We start from the raw sequence: 18,233 nt of genomic DNA, 5'->3' as shown, positions 1-18,233 counted from the left end.
GCCGCCGCTGACGCTGCGGCTGCCACCCAGGCTGCGGCCGAGGCTGCGGCGCGTGCTGCCGCCGATGCTGCTGCCGCGGTGACAACGGCTGCGACCGAGACCACCGCCGCTGCGACCACCGAGGCTGTAACCGCCGCAACCGCTATGGCCGACGACACCATGGCACTGCTGGATCCGGCCAACTTTGACGCAACCAAGATCAATGCCATGATCGAGGCGTCAGAATTGACCAGCGTTGTCAAAGCAACTCTGAAGTCAGGCGTTGATGCGGCCGCTGCCGAGCCTGCAAAGATCACAGAGGCTTTGGCTGCGATCAAAACCGCCTTGGGCCTGTAATCGCCCCCAAAACCACAAAAGCCGCGCAAGGCAACCCTTGCGCGGCTTTTTCATGTCTGAACACCAGTTTAGATGCCGTCGCCGACAAAGGCCTTTTCGATCACAAAATGCTGCGGATCGGAATTTGCACCCTCGACCAGACCAAAGCCTTCCAAGATTGCCTTGACGTCATGGTTAAAGGCAAGGCTGCCGCAGACCATGGCGCGATCCTCGGCAGGCGACATCTGCGGCAGACCCAGATCGGCAAAGACCTTGCCCGAAGCCAGATTGTCGGTGACCCGGCCCATCTGCGCGAAAGGCTCGCGGGTGGTGGTGGGGTAGTAAAGCAGCTTGCCGGCCACCATCTCGCCAATCAGCGGATCATCGGCCAGCGATTGCACCAATTGGCGGCCATAGTCCAATTCGGCGACCTCGCGGCAGGTGTGCATCATGATCACCTGCTCATATTTCTCATAGGTCTCGGGTTCGCGCAGCAGGCTGGCAAAGGGCGCAAAGCCGGTGCCGGTGGCCAAAAAGTAAATCCGCTTGCCGGGCAAAAGCGCGTCATGCACCAAAGTGCCAACCGGCTTGGGGCGCAGGATGATCTCGTCGCCGATCTTGATGTGCTGCAAGCGCGAGGTCAGCGGGCCGTCGGGAACCTTGATCGAATAGAACTCCAGCTCGTCATCCCAGGCAGGCGAGGCGATGGAATAGGCGCGCAGCAAGGGTTTGCCGGTCTCGCCCAAAAGGCCAATCATAACAAACTCACCCGAGCGAAACCGCAGGCTGCGCGGGCGCGTGACGCGAAACGAGAACAGACGGTCGGTCCAATGTGTCACCGCAGTGACGATCTGGGCATCGGGCAAATGGGCTTTGGCGGGGCTTGGGGCGGCTGTTTCGGTCATCTGGATCGCTTCGGTCATGTCATTCATCTTCTTGAATAGGTGGTTTTCCGCTGTGGTGGAAGCCAAAACTCAGGCCCGCAGCCGCGACTGATAGTCATGGGCCTGCCAATTGGCGCGCGCCAGCCACTGCTCTTGCGGTTGGCGATCTGCCATGGCTTGCGGGATTTCCACCTCGTCAAACCCCGACCGCCGCGCCATGGCGTATTGATCGGCAATGATCGCGCCCTGCGCGCGCAGGGTGCCGCTAAAGCCCAAGGCCCGCAGCCGCCGCGCAAGCGTAAAGCCGCGCCCATCCGCGACGCTGGGAAATGCGATGCGAATGCAGGCAAGATCGGCCAGATAGGGCAGCGCCGCTTCGGGCGCGTCGGTTTGTGCGAGGTCCAGCGCGCCGCGATGGCTGGCGATCTGGTCCAGGCCCACGAAGGGCAGGGCGGGCACGGGGCCAAAGCCCTGATCGGTGACAAGAAGGCTCATGCTGGGTCCTTTGCAGGGCTGCGGGTGGCGCGGCCATTGATGAAATGGATGCCGCATTCGGTTTTTTCTTGCCCACGCCAACGCCCCGAACGCGGGTCTTCGCCTGCCGCCACCTTCGAGGTGCAGGGCGCGCAGCCGATCGACGGGTAGCCTTGCGCCACAAGCGGGTGGCGCGGCAGGCGGTTGTTGATCATATAGTCGGCCAGATCTTCGCGGGTCCAATGCGCCAGCGGATTGACCTTGATGCGGGTCTCGGCCTCGGCCTCGAAAAACTCGACCGCTTGGCGGCTGCTGGCCTGAAAGCGTTTGCGCCCGGTGATCCAGCCGTCAAACTCGGCCAAGGCGCGTTCCAGCGGCGCTACTTTGCGCAAAGCGCAGCAAGCATCGGTGTTAAACTGATGCAGGGTGTTGTCGGGATCGTTGAAGCTGACATCGGGTTTCGGCGCGCGGATGATGCGCAGATCGCACAGATCAAGGCTTTCGGCCAATTGGCGCTGATAGGCCAGCGTTTCGGCAAACAGCATCCGCGTGTCGACAAACAGCACCGGCGTTTGCGGCGCAAGGATCGAGACCAGATGCAGCAAAACCACTGATTCCGCCCCAAAGGAAGAAACCAGCGCCACCTTGCCCAGATCCTTGTCGCGCAGCGCATGTTCCAAAACCGAGGTCGCGGCGTGGTGTTTATAGCGCGCGTTCAGCGCGCCAACCCGCACCGCCACGCTGACCTGCGACAGATCACGCGGCATCGTCGACCGCCTCGGGCGGGTAAAGCGCCGCTTTGAAGGGGGCGATGCCAAGGCGCTGATAGGTCTGCAAAAACGTCTCGTCTTGCGCAAGGCGCAAGCCCAGATAGGCCAAAACAATCCGCTCGATCGCAGGCACGATCTGGTCATAGGCAAAGCCGGGTCCGGTCTTTTCGCCAATCACCGCGTCTTGGCTGCCGTCGCCGCCCAGCGTGATCTGATAGCTTTCCACCCCGGCGCGATCCAGCCCCAGAATGCCGATATGGCCGATATGGTGGTGCCCGCAGGCATTGATGCAGCCCGAGATTTTGATCTTCAGCGGGCCGATGTCATGCTCAAGCTTCAGCGCGTCAAACCGCAGCGCGATGTCTTGCGCCACAGGGATCGAGCGCGCAGTGGCCAGCGCGCAATAATCCATGCCGGGGCAGGCGATGATATCGGAAATCAAGCCGACGTTGGCGGTGGCAAGCCCCGCCTCGGACAGGCCTGCGTGCAGGGCTGCCAGATCAGATTTATGCACATGCGGCAGGATCACGTTCTGCTCGTGGCTGATGCGCAGATCGCTGTGGCCATAGGCGGCGGCCAGATCGGCCAGCCGGTGCATCTGTGCCGCCGTCGCATCGCCCGGAGTTTGCCCATGCGCTTTAATGCTGACGGTGACGATGGCGTAATCGGGGTGGCGGTGTGGGGCAAGGTTGGTATCGGCCCAAGCGCGGAAGATCGGATCTTTGCTTCGTGCCGCCTCGTAGCCTATGGTCGGGGCCGTGCGGAACTTTGGCGGCGCAAAGGCTGCGCGAATATCGGCCAGCAATGCCTGATCCGCGCCGCCAAACTGCGGCTTGATCTCGGCAAAGCGCGCCTCGACCATGCGGGTGATTTCCTCGCGACCGGTTTCATGCACGGTGATCTTGATGCGGGCCTTATATTTATTATCGCGCCGCCCCAAGGTGTTATAAACCGAAAGCACGGCTTCGACATAGGCCAGCAGATCCTCCACCGGCAAGAACGGGCGGATCACAAAACCCAGCATCGGCGTGCGGCCAAGCCCGCCGCCTGCAATCACCTCAAAGCCCACCTCGCCAGCGGCATTGCGCTGCATCCGCAAGCCGATGTCATGCGCGCGCGTCACCGCCCGGTCGTTCGGGCTGCCGGTGACGGCGATCTTGAACTTGCGCGGCAGGAATTGAAACTCGGGGTGATCGCTTGACCATTGCCGCAGCAGTTCGGCGTAGGGGCGGGGGTCCTCGATCTCATCGGCCGCAGCACCTGCAAAATGATCAGCTGTGACATTGCGCACGGTATTGCCCGAGGTTTGGATCGCATGCATCTCGACATCGGCCAGCGCCGACAGGATCGCGGGCACCTCGGGCAGCTTCGGCCAATTGAACTGAATGTTCTGCCGCGTGGTGAAATGGCCATAGCCCTTGTCATAGGTCTGGGCGATATCGGCCAAAGCATGCATCTGGCGCGGCGAAAGCGTGCCGTAAGGGATCGCCACCCGCAGCATATAGGCGTGCAATTGCAGATAAAGCCCGTTCATCAGCCGCAGCGGGCGAAACTCGTCCTCGGTCAGGCTGCCCTCCAGACGGCGGCTGATCTGATCGGTAAATTGCGCCACACGGTTGCGCACAAAGGCTTCGTCAAAATCGGAATAGCTATACATTTTGCAAATCCACTTGCTTGCCATGGGCATAGTTTGACGGGCCACGGGTGCGAAACACCTCGCGAAAATGAATGGGCTCGGGGCCCATCGGGCCCGCCTTTGCATCGGCAAGATAGGCGCCCACCACCTCTGTTTGCTGGCCTGCGGCATGCAACAAGCGCAGCTGCGCATGGGCCTCATCTTCGATCAACTCGGCCAGATGATGCTGGCGCGTCCAAAGATCGTCGGCGGTCAGATAAATCACATCGCCAAGACGCAGATCGTTGGCGGTCACGACTTTTGGGCTAAAACGGCTCATGCTGTGGCTTCTTTCAAGGTTGCAAGGGCCTCGCGCGGAGCAAGACCATAAAGGATCACCGCAGGCCCCATAAGCCCGCTTGCGGCCTGCGGCAGGCTTGCAAGACTAGCGGCAATCACCCGCTGATCCGGGCGCGAGACGTTCTCGATCAGGCAGACCGGGGTGTCCGCGGGCGCGCCATGCATCATCAAGCGGCCTTGGATAAAGCGCGCAGATTTCTTGCCCATATAGATCGCGGCCACCTCGCCTTTACGCGCCAGACCAGCCCAATCTTGCTCGGCAAAGCCTGCCATATCGTGGCCAGTCAAGATCCGCAGGGCGGCGTTGCGCCCGCGCCGCGTCAGGCTTTGCCCGATTGCGGCGGCGGCAACCGTGGCCGAGGTTAAGCCCGGCAGAATAGCAAAGGACAAACCCGCCGCCTCCAGCGCCTCGATCTCCTCATCCATGCGGCCAAAGATGCCGCAATCGCCCCCCTTCAGCCGCACCACCCGCGCCCCGGTCAGCGCCTGCGCCACAAGGCAGGCGTTGATGTCCGCTTGCGCGGCCGATGCGCCAAAGCCCGCTTTGCCCATGTCAATAAGGCGGGCCGCGGCTGGGATCAGCGCCAAAACTTCCGCCCCCACCAGCCGATCATGGATCACCACCTCTGCCGCTTGCAGCGCCTGATAAGCCCCAAGCGTCAGATGCGCCGCAGCCCCAGGACCCGCGCCCACAAAGGTCACATTGACCGGATCAGTCGCAAAAATTGGCAAAGCGGTCATCTGGCTACCCCTGTTATCTACGCGGCTAATATAGAATATTTTCCTACAAATGCGCCATAGACCCTTGCCAATAAGGATTTATGTTCTGATATTGGCGCAAATCGGGATGTGATCCCAAAACAGCAGAGGTTTGGCGAATGGTAACCCAACTCGATGATCTAGACCGGAAAATTCTGACCGAGCTGCAAGAGGACGCCGCGCAATCGCTTGATGAGATTGCCCGTAAAGTTGGCTCCTCAAAAACCCCAGTTTGGAATCGCATCCGCCGCATGCGCGAGCAAAAGGTGATCGTGAAACAAACCGCCCTGCTTGACGCCGAAAGCCTTGGGCTCGAGGCCTGTTTTTTTGTCCTTATTCGTACCAGCGAACACGAGGCCGAATGGCAAGGAAAATTCCTGCAAGTGCTGCGTGCGCGCCCCGAAGTGCTGGAAGCGCACCGGCTTGCAGGCGACATCGACTATCTGCTGAAAGTCCGTGTCAAAAACGCCCGCGCCTATGATCTGTTTTATCAGGCGCTGATTTCCGAGGTGAAGATTTTCAATGTCACTGCCTTGCTCAGCATGGAAGAAATCAAATCCACCACCGCGCTGCCGCTGTGAAAACAGGGGGGCTGTCTGCCCCCCACGGCCTTCGGCCTCCCCCCGAGGATATTTTTGCCAAGGCGAAAGGGCTTTCATCTTGGTCAAAATATCCCGGGGTGAGGCGAAGCCGAGGGGCAGAGCCCCTAATCTGCGCGCAGCATCAAGGATTTCAGGCCATGAAAGTGATAGACATCTGCATAGCGCGGCTTTGTGGTCAGGCGCAGCTTTGGCAGGCGTTGGAATAGGATCGGCAAAGCGATTTGCAGCTCGAGCCGCGCCAAAGGGGCGCCGACACAAAAGTGCAGGCCGCCGCCAAAGCTGACATGGGCTTTGGCGCTGCGGCTGGGGTGAAAGCTTGCCGGGTCTTCCCAAACACCGGGGTCGCGGTTGGCGGCGGCCAGCAGCAAGGAGACTTGATCGCCGCGCGCAAAGCGGTGGCCCATCACTTCGACATCCTCATAGGCCCAGCGGGTGAAGATATGCAGCGCGGGGTCAAAGCGCAGGATTTCTTCGCTGCAGGCCTCGGCGGTTTCTGGCGTGATGGTGTTTCCGGTTTCCAGCAGGGTTTTGACGCCATTGCCGATGGTATGCACCGTGGCCTCATGGCCTGCGTTCAGCAGCAAAATGCAGGTGGTGATCAGCTCGTCTGTGCTGAGTTTCTCGCCGGTTTCTTCGGCCGCGATCAGGGCGGTGATCAGATCGTCGCGCGGCTCGGCACGGCGGGCTTCGATATAGCTGCGCATAAAGGCCACAAAGGCCTCGGTTGCCGTGACCGCGCGGTCTTCGCGGGCGCGGTCGCGGCCTGCCATATACATGCCGACCATGGCGTTGGACCAGTGTAGCAGATCATCAGACATGGTTTCGGGTACTCCCAGCAGCCGTGCGATGATGATCACGGGGAGTTTTTGCGCGAAATGTTGCAGCAGATCAAATTCGCCTTGCGGGAAGGCGTCAATCAACTGGTGCGACAGCGCCGCGATTTCGGGCGCAAGCGCCTGGATCCGGCGCGAGGTGAAGGCGCGCAGCACAAGGCCGCGCAGGCGGGTGTGGCGCGGCGGTTCAAGTTCCAGCATCGAATGCGCCTCGACCGCGTAAAACGGCGCAAGATGCGGCGGGATCTTGGGGGCGCGTTCGGCGGGGGCTTCGCGGCCAAAGCGGCGGTCGCGAAAGATCGCGGCGCAGGCGGCGGCATTGGGGGTGGCGATGGCATCGTAATCAACCCAATGAAAGAACGGGCCATGGCTGCGCGCGGTCTCGTAGAACGGATAGGGGTCTTGCACGAAGGCGGGGTCTAGTGGCGATTGAGACAAAGATTTCATGCGGTTATGCCTGTTTCTTGCGCGGTCCCGGCAGCGGGATCAGGCCTTGGGCGATCAGCACGCCAAGCCCTACAAGGGCTGCGGAGCCGGCTTGGCCCCAGCTCCATGCGCCGCCAAAGGCAAAAACGATCAGCATCACATAAAACGGCGTGGTGTTGATATGCAAGGACGACAGCCCAATGCCAAGCCGGCCCACGGCATAGATCCACAGCAGTTGCGAAATCGCCATGCCACTGACCGAATAAAAGATCAGCGCGCCGAAATCGATCCAGCCAAGCGCTGCCCAATCGGGCTGCGCGCCGCCTGTGACCAAAGATCCCAGCGCCACGACCAAGATACAGATTGCAGACCCTGCCAGCGTGACCGTGGTGCGGCCAATCGAGGTTAGATCAGGGAAAGACGTCACCGCCCAGCGCGAACCAAGTGTGAAGGCCAGCACCGAGCCAAAGCAGAACAGCGCGCCAAGGCCCAATCCGATGCCTGCCTCGCCCGGCGCGCCTGTGACCACGATAAAGCCGCCCGCCAGCGACAACAGCCCGCCCAGCATGAGCCCCGCCGTCAGGCGGCGCCCGTCCAGCAGCACCTCGATGGCGATGCCGACCACTGGCATGCTCGCCGCGATCACCGCCACGGTGACGGGGCCGGTCATGCTTTGCCCCAGCGTCATCAGATAGGCCCCAAAGGCAAAACCCGCGCCACCGATCAGGCAGCCTTTGCCCCAATGCGCGCTGAAAACCGCTTGGCGGCCATCCATCAACCACCAGATCGGCAGCAAAAACAGCCCCGACAGCCCGATGCGCGCGGCCGCCAGCAACAGGGGCGGCACATGCGGCATCAAGGTTTGCGCGGCAGGCAGGCCCGCTGCCCAAAGCAGCATCGAGGCCGAGCAAATCAGATTTGCCGCCAAAGTGCCCGAAAGCCCGCCTTGCGGCGCAGAGGTGATCGACATGGGATTTCCTTTTGCGCCAAGCCTAGGGCAGGGCGGGCGCAGTTGGCTGTGCCAAAGCCGACATCACCGCGTCGCGTCAGTCGCTTAAGCCGCGCTTAGGGCCGCGACAATCGCGCCGAAATCGGCGGCCTTGAGGCTGGCACCGCCGACAAGCGCGCCGTCGACCTCGGGCAGGGCAAAAATCTCGGCTGCATTCGAGGGTTTGACCGAGCCGCCGTAAAGCAGGCGCAGCCCTGCGGCCTCGGCCCCGATCAGCCCAGCGAGGCGCGCGCGCAAAAAGCCATGCACCTCGGCGATTTGTGCAAGGGTCGGGGTGCGGCCGGTGCCGATGGCCCAGACCGGCTCATAGGCAATCACCACAGTCGCCGCCGTGCTGCCTGCGGGGATCGAGGCATCAAGCTGCGCGCCAATCACCGCAAGCGTGGCACCGGCGTCGCGCTCGGCCTCGGTCTCGCCCAAGCAGACCACGGCGATCAGACCTGCGGCAAGCGCGGCTTCTGCCTTTTGCCGCACCAGATCCGAGCTTTCGCCGTGATCGGCGCGGCGTTCGGAATGGCCAAGGATGACATGGCTTGCGCCCGCCTCGGCCAGCATCGCGGCAGAGACATCGCCGGTATGGGCGCCACTGCTGTTTTGGTGGCAATCTTGGCCGCCGACCTGCAAGGCAGAGCCTTCTGCGCGCGCGGCCATCGCCGCGATCAGGGGCGCGGGCGGGCACAGAAGCATCTCGCAGGCAGGGGCGGGGTGGGCTGCGATCAGCGCATCAACCTCGGCCAAAGCGGCCAAGCTGCCGTTCATCTTCCAATTGCCTGCTGCCAGCTTTTTCATCTTTGCGCCTCTATGTGATTTGGCCGCAAGCTAGCGAAGCAGGGCCAGCATGAAAAGGGGCCTCTGCGCAAAAGCGCGATCAGGCGTCTTTGAACTTGATCGATTCGCCACAGCCACAGGCCTCGGCGACATTGGGGTTGTTGAACTTGAAACCCGCTTGCAGCAGATCGACCTCGTAGTCGATCTGGGTGCCAAAGAGGAACATCTGCGCCATTGGTGCAATCATCACCCGCGCGCCGTCTTGTTCTACGACCTCGTCCAGCGGATTAACTTCGGCCACGTAATCCATGGTGTATTCCATGCCCGCGCAGCCGCCCTTTTTCACACCGATGCGCAGGCCCTGCACGCCCTGTTTCGACATCAGCTGCGCAATCTGCTTTGCTGCAATCGGGGTGAGGGTGACGGCCGCTTTTCCGGGAATGCCGAACATGGTGTTTATCCTTATCGCGTTACGCTTAAGATAGGTCTGCGCGGGCGCAGGCTCAAGCCCTACATAAAGCCCATTTCAAGCCGGGCCTCGTCTGACATCATCTCCATGCCCCAAGGTGGGTCAAAGGTCATGCCGACGTTGACCTGCTTGATCCCCGCCACGGGTTCAACGGCATCTTGCAGCCAGCCCGGCATCTCGCCTGCAACAGGGCAGCCGGGGGCGGTCAGGGTCATCAGGATTTCGACCTCGTTCTCGGCGCTGATGTCGATGGTATAGACCAGCCCCAGATCAAAGACATTCACCGGAATTTCAGGATCATAGACCGTGCGACAGGCCTCGACCACCGCCTCGTACAGCGGATGCTCGGTGGTCGATGGGCGGATCAGGGGCGCGCCCTCGACCGGATTTTGCGACTGGGTCATATTCGGCTCATTTGGTCGGTGAAATTGAGTTGTTGACCAAATATATAGGGAATTATCCGCCAAGGTCTAGTGCTTGCATGAAAAACGCCGCCAGCCTTGCGGGCGGGCGGCGTAAATCTTGGGGTTTTTGGCTTAGAACGGGATTTCGTCGTCCATATCCGAACGGCCACCACCGCCGCCGCCGCTGCCCGAGGACCCGCCGCTGCGCGCGCCGTAGCCACCTGAGGCACCGCCCGACGACGCACCGCCGCCGCCCATATCCTCATAGCCGCCACGCTCTTCATAGCCGCCGCCACCGCCGCCGCCCGAATTGCCGCCGTCACGGCCGCCAAGCAGGGTCAACTCGCCGCGATACTGGCGCAGCACGACTTCGGTGGTGTAGCGATCAGCCCCCGATTGGTCTTGCCATTTGCGGGTTTCCAACTGGCCTTCGATGTAAACCGTCGAGCCTTTGCGCAGATATTGTTCGGCAATCTTGCCCAAAGCCTCGTTGAAAATCGCCACCGAATGCCATTCGGTGCGTTCCTTACGCTCGCCGCTGGCCTTGTCGCGCCAGGTTTCCGAGGTGGCAATGCGCAGGTTGACCACCTTGCCGCCATTTGGAAAGGACCGCACTTCTGGGTCGCGGCCCAGATTGCCGACGATGATCACCTTGTTGACGCCTGCCATATCGCACTCCGTAATTGCTTGTCTGATGTCGTGACTGTTCGGCAGCATTGCCGAGTGTGGTTAACAAAACCCTTACCGAAGCGTATAGCCTGACCGCTTTGCGCCCGCAACCTGCCTGCCAGCTTGCGCGGTTTGCGGTCGCAGGGGCAGGCAGTGGCTTTTTCCTCGGGACGAAAGCGGTTAGCCTTGGGCCGTAACGGGTGCAAGCGACGGGCAAAGTATGCAGAGATTCGGAGTGGTGCTGCGCAAGTTGGGGCGTAATGCAGGCTGGCGGTTGATGGCTTTGATCGGGTTTCAGATTCTGTGTACCTTGGTTTTGGTGATCGATGTGCTTCACGAGGCCACCCGCGACGGCGGCAGACAGCTGTTTAGCCTTGCAATGCTGCCCGAATTTCTTGCCACCTTGGGCCTTTGCCTTGGCATGGTGGTCGAGGGGCGGTTTGTGTTGCAGATGCGGCGCAAGCAAGCCGATATGGCGCGCGGGCTCAGTGTGGCCGCCGGCGCGATTGATAGCCTGATGCGGCGCTATTTCCGTGACTGGGAGCTGACGCCGGCGGAAAGCGATGTGGCGGCCTTTACCATCAAAGGCTTTTCGATCACCGAGGTCGCGCAGCTGCGCGGATCGGCAGAAGGCACGGTGAAAACCCATCTGAATGCGATCTACCGCAAGGCGGGGGTCTCGGGGCGGGCGCAATTGGTCAGCCTTTTGGTGGAAGAGCTGTTTGCAGCGCCTTTGCCGGGCCAGAGCCTGCCGGATCGGCAGAGCTTGGCCGAGGCGGGCTAGGCGCGGGGTGCAGGGTGCTGGCTTTGCACGGCGCAATCCGCTAGCTTTGCCGCGCAAGGGGTTTGGGTGTCAGGGAACGGATGCAACATTTGGCCGGTAAAACGACAGCGGCGCTTTTGATCGCATTGGTTTGTGCGGGGCCGGATCTGGCGGCGGCAGAGGGTTTGCGGCTTTCGGGCGGTAAAACCTCGAAAACTGCGCTGATGCGGACGCAGATGGCTTTGCTTGATGGCAAGCTTGCGACGCAATACGACAATTCGGCGCGACTGAAACCGACCTCGAACCGCGCCTCGACATTTGAGGCGGTGCCGCTGCGGTTTTCAGGCGCCTATCGCGGTGCTTATCTGCAAAAAGCGCGCAGCGCCGCGCGCAAAAATGGCGTGCCCGAGGATACGTTCTTGCGGCTGATCCAGCAGGAAAGCGGATGGAATCAAGCCGCCCTCTCGCCCAAGGGGGCCAAGGGTCTCGCACAGCTGATGCCCGAAACCGCGCAGCATTTGGGCGTCGATATCAATGATCCCGAAGACAATCTGGACGGCGGCGCGCGCTATTTGCGGATGATGTATGACCGCTTTGGCAGCTGGCGGCTGGCGCTTGCGGCCTACAATGCTGGCCCGCAAGCCGTTGAAAAACATGGCGGTATTCCGCCCTATGACGAAACCGTTAAATACGTCAAAGCCATTTTGGGCTAAGGCCTGCGCCAGTTGCGCCAGCCACAAGGGCTGGCGGCAGGATTATTCCCCCGCCAGTTTGATCACAGGCTCCATTCCGGCCAAAATCTCATCCGAGAGGTGGCATTTGATCTGATGCGCGCCTTGCAGCTGGCGCACGGGCGGCATTTCGCGGTCGCAAAGCCCGTTTGGCACCTGATCTTTCCAGCGGCAGCGGGTCTGGAACGGGCAGCCGGGGGGCGGGTTCATTGCCGAGGGGATGTCGCCTTCCAACACGATGCGTTTGCGGATCACTCGGGTATCGGCAATCGGCACCGCCGACAAAAGCGCCTCGGTATAGGGGTGATAGGGCGGCTGGAACACCTGATCGGTGGTGCCCATTTCAACCACATGGCCCAGATACATCACCATCACCCGATCCGAGAGATAGCGCACGATCGACAGATCATGGCTGATGAACAGCAAGGTGGTGCCATTCTCGCGCTGAATGTCCATCAAAAGATCGGTGACCGCCGCCTGAACCGAGACGTCCAGCGCCGAGACCGGCTCGTCAGCCACCACAACCTTGGCGCCGCCAGCAAAGGCGCGGGCAATGCCAACGCGCTGCTTTTGCCCGCCCGAAAGCTGGCGCGGCATTCGATCCGCAAAGGCGCGCGGCAGTTTGACCAGATCCATCAGCTCGAGCATGCGGGCATGCCGTGCGGCGTCAGAGCTGCCCTGCTTGAAAATCTCAAGCGCGCGGATGATCTGGCGCCCCACTGTCATCGAAGGGTTCAGGGTGTCAAAGGGGTTTTGAAACACCATCTGCACGCTGGAAACCGTATCGGTGTTGCGCTGCTGAATGGGGGTGGATTGCACGTTTTCGTCAAACAGCCGGATCGAACCCGAGGTCGCGGTTTCAAGCCCCATCAGCACCTTGGCGAAGGTGGATTTGCCGCAACCAGATTCGCCAACAATCGCCAGCGTTTCACCGGCGCGGGCTTCAAATGTCAGGGCTTCATTGGCTTTGACGACTTTTTCGTCGCCACCGCCAAAGCTGCCAGAGGAGACGGAATAATATTTCTTCAGATCCTCCATCTTCAGCACCACCTCGCCGATGGCGGCTTTTTCCTTAGTCACCACCTTGGCCAAGGGGGCGTCCCAATCTATTTCGGACCAGCGCAGGCAGCGGCTGGCGTGGCGGTCATCCTCGGGCAGGGCGGACATGCGCACATCGGCCTGATCGCAGCGGCCTTCGGCAAAGTAATCGCAGCGCGGGCCAAAGTTGCAGCCATTGGGCCGTTCATGCGGCAGCGGGAAGTTGCCGGGGATCGCCACCAAAGGCCGCGAGGTTTTATGCGCGGTGGGCAGTGGGATCGAGCGGAACAGCGCTTGGGTATAGGGGTGGCGCATCTTGTCAAAGACTTGGGCGACATTGCCGGTCTCGACCGCTTCGCCGGAATACATCACGCAAAGCCGATCGCAGACATCCAAGATCAGGCCAAGGTTATGGCTGATAAACAGCATCGAGGTGCCGTATTTGCGGCCCAGATCCTTAACCAGATCGACGATGCCGGCCTCGACGGTGACATCCAGCGCGGTGGTGGGTTCATCCAAGATCAGCAGGGCAGGCTTTGACATCAGCGCCATTGCGATGACGATACGCTGTTGCTGGCCACCTGAAAGCTGATGCGGGAAGGCCTGCAAGATGCGGTCGGGGTCGGGCAGGCGCACATCTTCGACGATCTGACGCGCCAGCGCCATCGCCTCGGCGCGGCCCATGCCTTGGTGGATCATCGGCACTTCGATCAACTGCGCGCCGATTTTCATCGCCGGGTTCAGCGAGGCCATCGGCTCTTGGTAGATCATCGCGATTTCAGAGCCGCGCAGCTGGCGCAGCTGTTCTTCGGTCATCGTGGTCAGCTCGCGGCCCTTAAAGCGGATGCTGCCGCCGGTGATGCGGCCGTTTTTGCCCAGATCGCGCATCACCCCAAGCGCGACGGTGGATTTGCCGCAGCCGGATTCGCCGACCAGCCCCATCGCCTCGCCCGGCATCACCTTGCAAGAGAAATCCATCACCGCCGGAATTTCGCGCATGCGGGTGAAGAAGGAGATCGAGAGCTGGTCGATCTCGAGGATCGGCATCGACGGGTCCCAAGGGGTATCGGTCATAGTAGCCTCGCGCGGGTTGAGGGGGCGGGACCGAGGGCTTTGCCCCCGGACCCCCAGGATATTTTGGCCAAGATGAAAGCCATCAGTCTTTGAGGCTTTCTTCGCGCAGGCCATCTGCCAGAAGATTGAGGCCAAGCACGAGGCTCATCAGGGCAAGGGCGGGCACGATGGCGGCATGGGGGTAGAGCAGCAGCAGTTTGCGGCCGGCGTTGATGGTCGAGCCCCAGTCGGGGGATTCTGGCGTGACGCCAAGGCCGAAGAAGCCAAGGGTGCCAAGCAGGATGGTGGTATAGCCGATGCGCAGGCAGAAATCGACGATCAGCGGGCCGCGGGCATTGGGCAGGATTTCCCAGAGCATGATATACCAAGCGCTTTCGCCGCGGGTTTGGCCGGCGGCGACATAGTCGCGGGCTTTGATATCGAGCACCAGGCCGCGCACGATGCGAAACACCGTGGGCGCGTTGACAAAGACCACCGAGACAAAGACGTTGAGCAGGTTTGGCCCCATCGACCAGACCCCCAGCGGGTCGAGGTTGAAGGCAAGGCCGGAATAGGCCCAAAGCCCGATCACCAAAGTGACGCCGATCATCAGGTTGCGTTTGGGCGGGTCGGTGTGAAAGCGCGAGTTCAGCACGGTGCAGGTGAAGATCACCGGAAAGATGAACAGCACGGCTGCGAGATAGACCGGAATGCCGGTGTCGCGGATTTCGGGGGTGACCAGCAGGTAGAACAGCAAGATCACCGGGAAGGCCAGCACCAGGTTGGCCAGAAAGGAGAGTGCTGTGTCCAGCTTGCCACCGAAATAACCGGCAGGCAGGCCCAGAGTGACGCCGACCATAAAGGCGAAGGCGGTGGCGAAGGGGGCGATTTTCAGCACCTCGCGCGCGCCCATTACCATGCGCGAGAACACATCGCGGGCCAGATGATCGCCGCCAAGCAGGAAATAGGGGTAGGGCGGGTTATCAACCCCTGTCAGCGGCAGGCCGGGCAGCGGGTTTTTGGTGCGGCCAAATTGCCCGATCGGGTCCATGGTGATGATCATATTGGCGAAAAGCGCCGTGAAGACCCAAAACAGCACCAGCGCAAGCCCGATCATGCCGACAGGGCTGTCGAACAATTTGCCAAACAGGCCGAGGTGGCGCTTGAAGCGCAGCGAGAGCGCGAAGGTGGCGATCAGAGCGATCCAGACCGGCAGGAACTGTTGCAGAATGCGCAGGATAATCCCGCCCCAGGAAAGTGCGTCTTGCATCATCTACCTCATGCCAGCCGGATACGGGGGTTCAGGAACACATAGCCGATATCCGAAATCAGCTGGGTGATCAGAACGACAAGGACGGCAACAACCGAGCAGCCCAGCAGCAAATCAATGTCATTATTGCCTGCGGCCTGCACAAGGGTCCAGCCGAAGCCTTTGTAGTTGAACAGAAGTTCGGTGATCACCACGCCGTTCAGCAGCCATGGGAATTGCAGCATGATCACGGTAAAGGGGGCGATCAGCGCGTTGCGCAGGGCATGGCGCAGCACCACATCGCGAAAGCGCACGCCTTTCAGCCGCGCGGTGCGGATATATTGCTGGGTCATCACCTCGGTCATCGAGGCACGGGTCATCCGCGAGATATAGCCAATGCCGTAAAGTGCGATGGTCATCACCGGCAGGGCGAAATTCCAAAAGGTGATCTTATCCATCGCCGAAGTGGCGGTGCCATAAAACAGGGTGCGATCCGAAAGCAGGCCCCAATCGCGCAGCAGCGGTGAAAGCCCTGCGTTGACCGAGGCAAAGACCGCCAGCAAGATCACGCCCGAGACATATTCAGGGGTGGCGGTGCTGGCGATGGAAAAGACTGAAAGCACGCGGTCGGTGCGCGCGCCTTCGCGCATCCCCGACAGGATGCCGATCACCAAAGATGCGGGCACCATCACCATCATCACCCAAAACATCAGCCAGCCCGTGGCGCCCAAAGAGCGGCCCAGCACATCGCCGACAGGTTCCTTGGCAAAGGTCGAAATCCCCCAATTGCCCTGCAAAATGCCGCAGAAGGTCGGCGCAGAGCCTGCCTCGGCATAGACATCAATGCAGCGGCCACGGGTCACGCCTTTTTCGTCGGTCAGCGTCCAGCCAGGCGCAAGGCCCAGCCATTCGGCATAGCGCCCCAGCAGCGGGCCGCCGTGGCCATTCTCGACGATCCAGCTTGCGACCGCATCATCTGTCATGCGGACCGAGCCTTCGGAGCGGGCCAGTTTTTCAAGGTTTGGCGGCAGGTTGGTCAGGAAAAAGACCACGAATGTCAAAACAAGTGCCGTGAAAATCATGACGCTGATGCGCCTGATCAAAAACTTTAACATCGATGGTTCCCCTCTGTGCCAATGCGATTGGCTGCCGCTGCAGGCTTATTTTTATATGCAGTCGGATGGTTGCCACGGGCAGGCGGCAAGGCCCGCCCGTGGCAGCTTTGGTTTACGCCATCGACCACTTGTAGTGGTGATGCTCAAACGATGGGTGCATATCGACCGTCACACCTTCTTTGGCGTGGCGGAACAGCGAGCGCCAGTAAGGCTGGATCAGATAGCCTTCGTCTTGCAGGATGGTTTCCAGCGAGACCATGACTTCGCGGCGCGCATCGGCATCCGCCAAGGACAGCGCTTTGAGCATGCCTGCGTCGAACTCTGGGTTGGACATGCCGGTCTCGTTCCACGAGCCTGTCGAAGTATAGGCATAGTTCATGTTCTGCACAGCCAGAGGGCGGTGGTTCCATGTGGTGGAGGAGAAGGGATATTTCTGCCAATCGTTCCAGAAGGTCGATCCCGGCATCACCGTGCGCTTGATCTTGGCACCGGCGTCGCGCAGCTGGGCTGCCACGGCATCGGTCGAGGCGGCTTCAAAGCCGTCATCCAGCGAGATGATTTCAAACTCGGTATCAGCCAGACCAGCGGCGGTCAGCGCAGGCATAAGCCCAGCGGCGTCAACAGCTTGCGCAGGGATCTGCGCGTATTCTGGATGGATCGGGCAGACATGGTGGTTTTCTGCCGTAGTGCCCAGACCGTTATAGCCAAGCTCCAAGATCACCTTTGGATCGACGGCCTTTTGGATCGCCTGACGAACCGCCTTATCCTTGTAAAGATCGCCATTGGTCGAGTTCATCCGGATCACGATGGTCGCAGCCGTCACCGCTTCGATTTTCTTCCAACCCAGACCGTCCAGCTGACCGATAAAGTCGCCGGTGGTCTCGTAGTTGACGTCGATCTCGTCGGAAGCTGCAAGGTTGATCATTGCCGATGGATCGGTGCCGAAATCAATATAGTGGATTTCGTCCAGCGGCGAGGTGCCGCCCCACCAGTTGTGGTTTGGTGCGCGCACCAAGACGGCCTTTTGGCCAACCATGATCTCTTGCGGCACATAGGGGCCGGTGCCGATTGGGTTGCTGGCAGGATCAGAACCTTCAACATAAGAGCTATGGACCACAGCCGCCGGGTAATCCGAGATCGACGCGATCACCGAGATATCCGAAATCGCCATCTTCAGCACAACGGTCATATCGTCGGTTTTGACAACGGCGCCTTCGCGCATTGCCTTGGTGGCCTCGTCGGTTAGGCCGGGGAAGCGCGATGCCATGGCATTGCCTTCAACCGAAGCGTCGCCCCAACGGGTGAACATGCGCACAACGTCATCTGCGGTAAAGGCGTCGCCGTTGTTCCAAGTCACGCCTGGGCGCACATGCAGCGTGTATTCGGTGGCGTCAGCATTGACGTCCCAGCTTTCCAAAAGCCGGCCTTCAAAGCTGCCGTCTGGGTTATACTGAACCAGATATTCCAGCCAGCCACGATAGACGTTGGCAATCTGTGGCCAATCCGCCGTGCGCGGATCTTTCATCGCTTTGACTTCCATTGCGCAGCGCATCACGCCGCCAACTTTGGCCTCTTGCGCCATCGCAGGGGCTTTCAGACCCAGCAGGCCATATGCCGCCGCTGCCGAAACGCCAAGCGAGGTGGTGCGCGCCATGAATTCGCGACGGCTGAGTTTGCCATCCTGAACTTCCTGAGCATGCATCCGTGCCGCTGGATGAATGTCATGCGCCGTAATGCGGGTATCAGTCATTCGTATCTCCCTGTCAGGCTGTGCCTTTGATTTTTGGGTGCAAGCCCGCCGCGCCGCAGCAACCAAGCTGGATTTGCAAGCAAAACCTCTTGGCTTTGGGTGCGACACATTCGACCCTCACGAAGCGCATTCGGCACTTTTTAAACCCGAAGGTCAACGCTTGTATTCGTCATAAAG

Annotated in this window: 20 protein-coding genes; 4 read left to right on the top strand and 16 right to left on the bottom strand. The window is 60.8% G+C overall.

Annotation, left to right across the window (positions count from 1 at the left end; translation table 11 throughout):
- On the top strand, positions 1-336 hold a 336-nt coding region (locus V7Q10_RS09255; RefSeq protein ID WP_333868798.1), incomplete at its 5' end, for a hypothetical protein.
- 68 nt (positions 337-404) lie between these two features.
- On the opposite strand, the gene V7Q10_RS09250 is transcribed toward V7Q10_RS09255, so the two are convergent.
- Genes V7Q10_RS09250 through cobA form a run of 6 tightly spaced genes read right to left on the bottom strand, consistent with a single transcriptional unit; the run spans position 405 to position 5,159 of the window.
- Entirely contained in the window at positions 405-1,238 is an 834-nt protein-coding gene (locus tag V7Q10_RS09250; RefSeq protein ID WP_333868797.1) for a ferredoxin--NADP reductase, read from the bottom strand.
- Between the two features lie 51 nt (positions 1,239-1,289).
- Positions 1,290-1,694: a DUF934 domain-containing protein gene (locus V7Q10_RS09245; protein WP_333868796.1), complete on the bottom strand. Its 405-nt coding sequence runs from the start codon at positions 1,692-1,694 to the stop codon at positions 1,290-1,292.
- Complete coding sequence (locus V7Q10_RS09240) at positions 1,691-2,440, bottom strand: phosphoadenylyl-sulfate reductase (RefSeq protein ID WP_333868795.1); 750 nt, start codon at positions 2,438-2,440, stop codon at positions 1,691-1,693. The genes V7Q10_RS09245 and V7Q10_RS09240 overlap by 4 nt, the downstream gene beginning before the upstream one ends.
- Positions 2,430-4,100 carry a nitrite/sulfite reductase gene (locus tag V7Q10_RS09235; RefSeq protein ID WP_333868794.1) on the bottom strand — a complete coding sequence of 557 codons (1,671 nt, stop codon included), beginning with the start codon at positions 4,098-4,100 and terminating at the stop codon, positions 2,430-2,432. The genes V7Q10_RS09240 and V7Q10_RS09235 overlap by 11 nt, the downstream gene beginning before the upstream one ends.
- Positions 4,093-4,398 (bottom strand): DUF2849 domain-containing protein, encoded by a 306-nt coding sequence (locus V7Q10_RS09230; protein ID WP_333868793.1) that lies wholly within the window; start codon positions 4,396-4,398, stop codon positions 4,093-4,095. The genes V7Q10_RS09235 and V7Q10_RS09230 overlap by 8 nt, the downstream gene beginning before the upstream one ends.
- Entirely contained in the window at positions 4,395-5,159 is a 765-nt protein-coding gene (cobA, locus tag V7Q10_RS09225) for a uroporphyrinogen-III C-methyltransferase (RefSeq protein ID WP_333868792.1), read from the bottom strand. Before cobA ends, V7Q10_RS09230 begins: the two co-directional genes overlap by 4 nt.
- 137 nt (positions 5,160-5,296) lie before the next feature.
- On the opposite strand from cobA, the gene V7Q10_RS09220 reads away from it, so the two are divergent.
- On the top strand, positions 5,297-5,758 hold the full coding sequence (locus tag V7Q10_RS09220) for an Lrp/AsnC family transcriptional regulator (protein WP_333868791.1): 462 nt from the start codon (positions 5,297-5,299) through the stop codon (positions 5,756-5,758).
- A 125-nt stretch (positions 5,759-5,883) separates the two neighbouring features.
- On the opposite strand, the gene V7Q10_RS09215 is transcribed toward V7Q10_RS09220, so the two are convergent.
- The 6 genes from V7Q10_RS09215 to ssb all read right to left on the bottom strand — a co-directional run bounded on the left by V7Q10_RS09215 (position 5,884) and on the right by ssb (position 10,357).
- Positions 5,884-7,059 carry a cytochrome P450 gene (locus tag V7Q10_RS09215; protein ID WP_333868790.1) on the bottom strand — a complete coding sequence of 392 codons (1,176 nt, stop codon included), beginning with the start codon at positions 7,057-7,059 and terminating at the stop codon, positions 5,884-5,886.
- Between the two features lie 4 nt (positions 7,060-7,063).
- Complete coding sequence (locus V7Q10_RS09210) at positions 7,064-8,008, bottom strand: DMT family transporter (RefSeq protein WP_333868789.1); 945 nt, start codon at positions 8,006-8,008, stop codon at positions 7,064-7,066.
- Between the two features lie 84 nt (positions 8,009-8,092).
- Entirely contained in the window at positions 8,093-8,836 is a 744-nt protein-coding gene (gene tpiA / locus V7Q10_RS09205) for a triose-phosphate isomerase (protein WP_333868788.1), read from the bottom strand.
- Between the two features lie 79 nt (positions 8,837-8,915).
- Entirely contained in the window at positions 8,916-9,266 is a 351-nt protein-coding gene (locus V7Q10_RS09200) for a HesB/IscA family protein (protein ID WP_333868787.1), read from the bottom strand.
- Between the two features lie 59 nt (positions 9,267-9,325).
- Positions 9,326-9,688, bottom strand: coding sequence for an SUF system Fe-S cluster assembly protein (locus V7Q10_RS09195; RefSeq protein ID WP_333868786.1), 363 nt, complete (start codon positions 9,686-9,688; stop codon positions 9,326-9,328).
- A gap of 132 nt (positions 9,689-9,820) precedes the next feature.
- Entirely contained in the window at positions 9,821-10,357 is a 537-nt protein-coding gene (gene ssb, locus V7Q10_RS09190; RefSeq protein ID WP_333868785.1) for a single-stranded DNA-binding protein, read from the bottom strand.
- A 220-nt stretch (positions 10,358-10,577) separates the two neighbouring features.
- Between ssb and V7Q10_RS09185 the strand changes: the two genes are divergently transcribed.
- Together V7Q10_RS09185 and V7Q10_RS09180 are read left to right on the top strand one after the other, a co-directional pair.
- Positions 10,578-11,141, top strand: coding sequence for a helix-turn-helix transcriptional regulator (locus tag V7Q10_RS09185; RefSeq protein ID WP_333868784.1), 564 nt, complete (start codon positions 10,578-10,580; stop codon positions 11,139-11,141).
- An 80-nt stretch (positions 11,142-11,221) separates the two neighbouring features.
- Positions 11,222-11,833: a lytic transglycosylase domain-containing protein gene (locus V7Q10_RS09180; RefSeq protein WP_333868783.1), complete on the top strand. Its 612-nt coding sequence runs from the start codon at positions 11,222-11,224 to the stop codon at positions 11,831-11,833.
- Positions 11,834-11,875: 42 nt separating this feature from the next.
- On the opposite strand, the gene V7Q10_RS09175 is transcribed toward V7Q10_RS09180, so the two are convergent.
- From V7Q10_RS09175 to V7Q10_RS09160, 4 genes are all read right to left on the bottom strand, one after another.
- Complete coding sequence (locus V7Q10_RS09175; RefSeq protein ID WP_333868782.1) at positions 11,876-13,963, bottom strand: ABC transporter ATP-binding protein; 2,088 nt, start codon at positions 13,961-13,963, stop codon at positions 11,876-11,878.
- Between the two features lie 82 nt (positions 13,964-14,045).
- The gene (locus V7Q10_RS09170; protein WP_333868781.1) at positions 14,046-15,212 is read right to left on the bottom strand and encodes an ABC transporter permease; all 1,167 of its coding nucleotides are present in this window, start codon (positions 15,210-15,212) and stop codon (positions 14,046-14,048) included.
- An 8-nt stretch (positions 15,213-15,220) separates the two neighbouring features.
- A complete protein-coding gene (locus tag V7Q10_RS09165; RefSeq protein ID WP_333868780.1) occupies positions 15,221-16,306 on the bottom strand; it encodes an ABC transporter permease in 1,086 nt (361 codons plus the stop codon).
- Between the two features lie 112 nt (positions 16,307-16,418).
- Positions 16,419-18,056: an ABC transporter substrate-binding protein gene (locus V7Q10_RS09160; protein ID WP_333868779.1), complete on the bottom strand. Its 1,638-nt coding sequence runs from the start codon at positions 18,054-18,056 to the stop codon at positions 16,419-16,421.
- Positions 18,057-18,233 lie beyond the last annotated feature (177 nt).

Source organism: Cypionkella sp., from assembly GCF_036782355.1.
Taxonomy (GTDB): Bacteria; Pseudomonadota; Alphaproteobacteria; order Rhodobacterales; family Rhodobacteraceae; genus Cypionkella.
The sequence above is the reverse complement of the archived record's forward strand: the minus strand, read 5'-3'. Positions and strand labels throughout refer to the sequence as shown.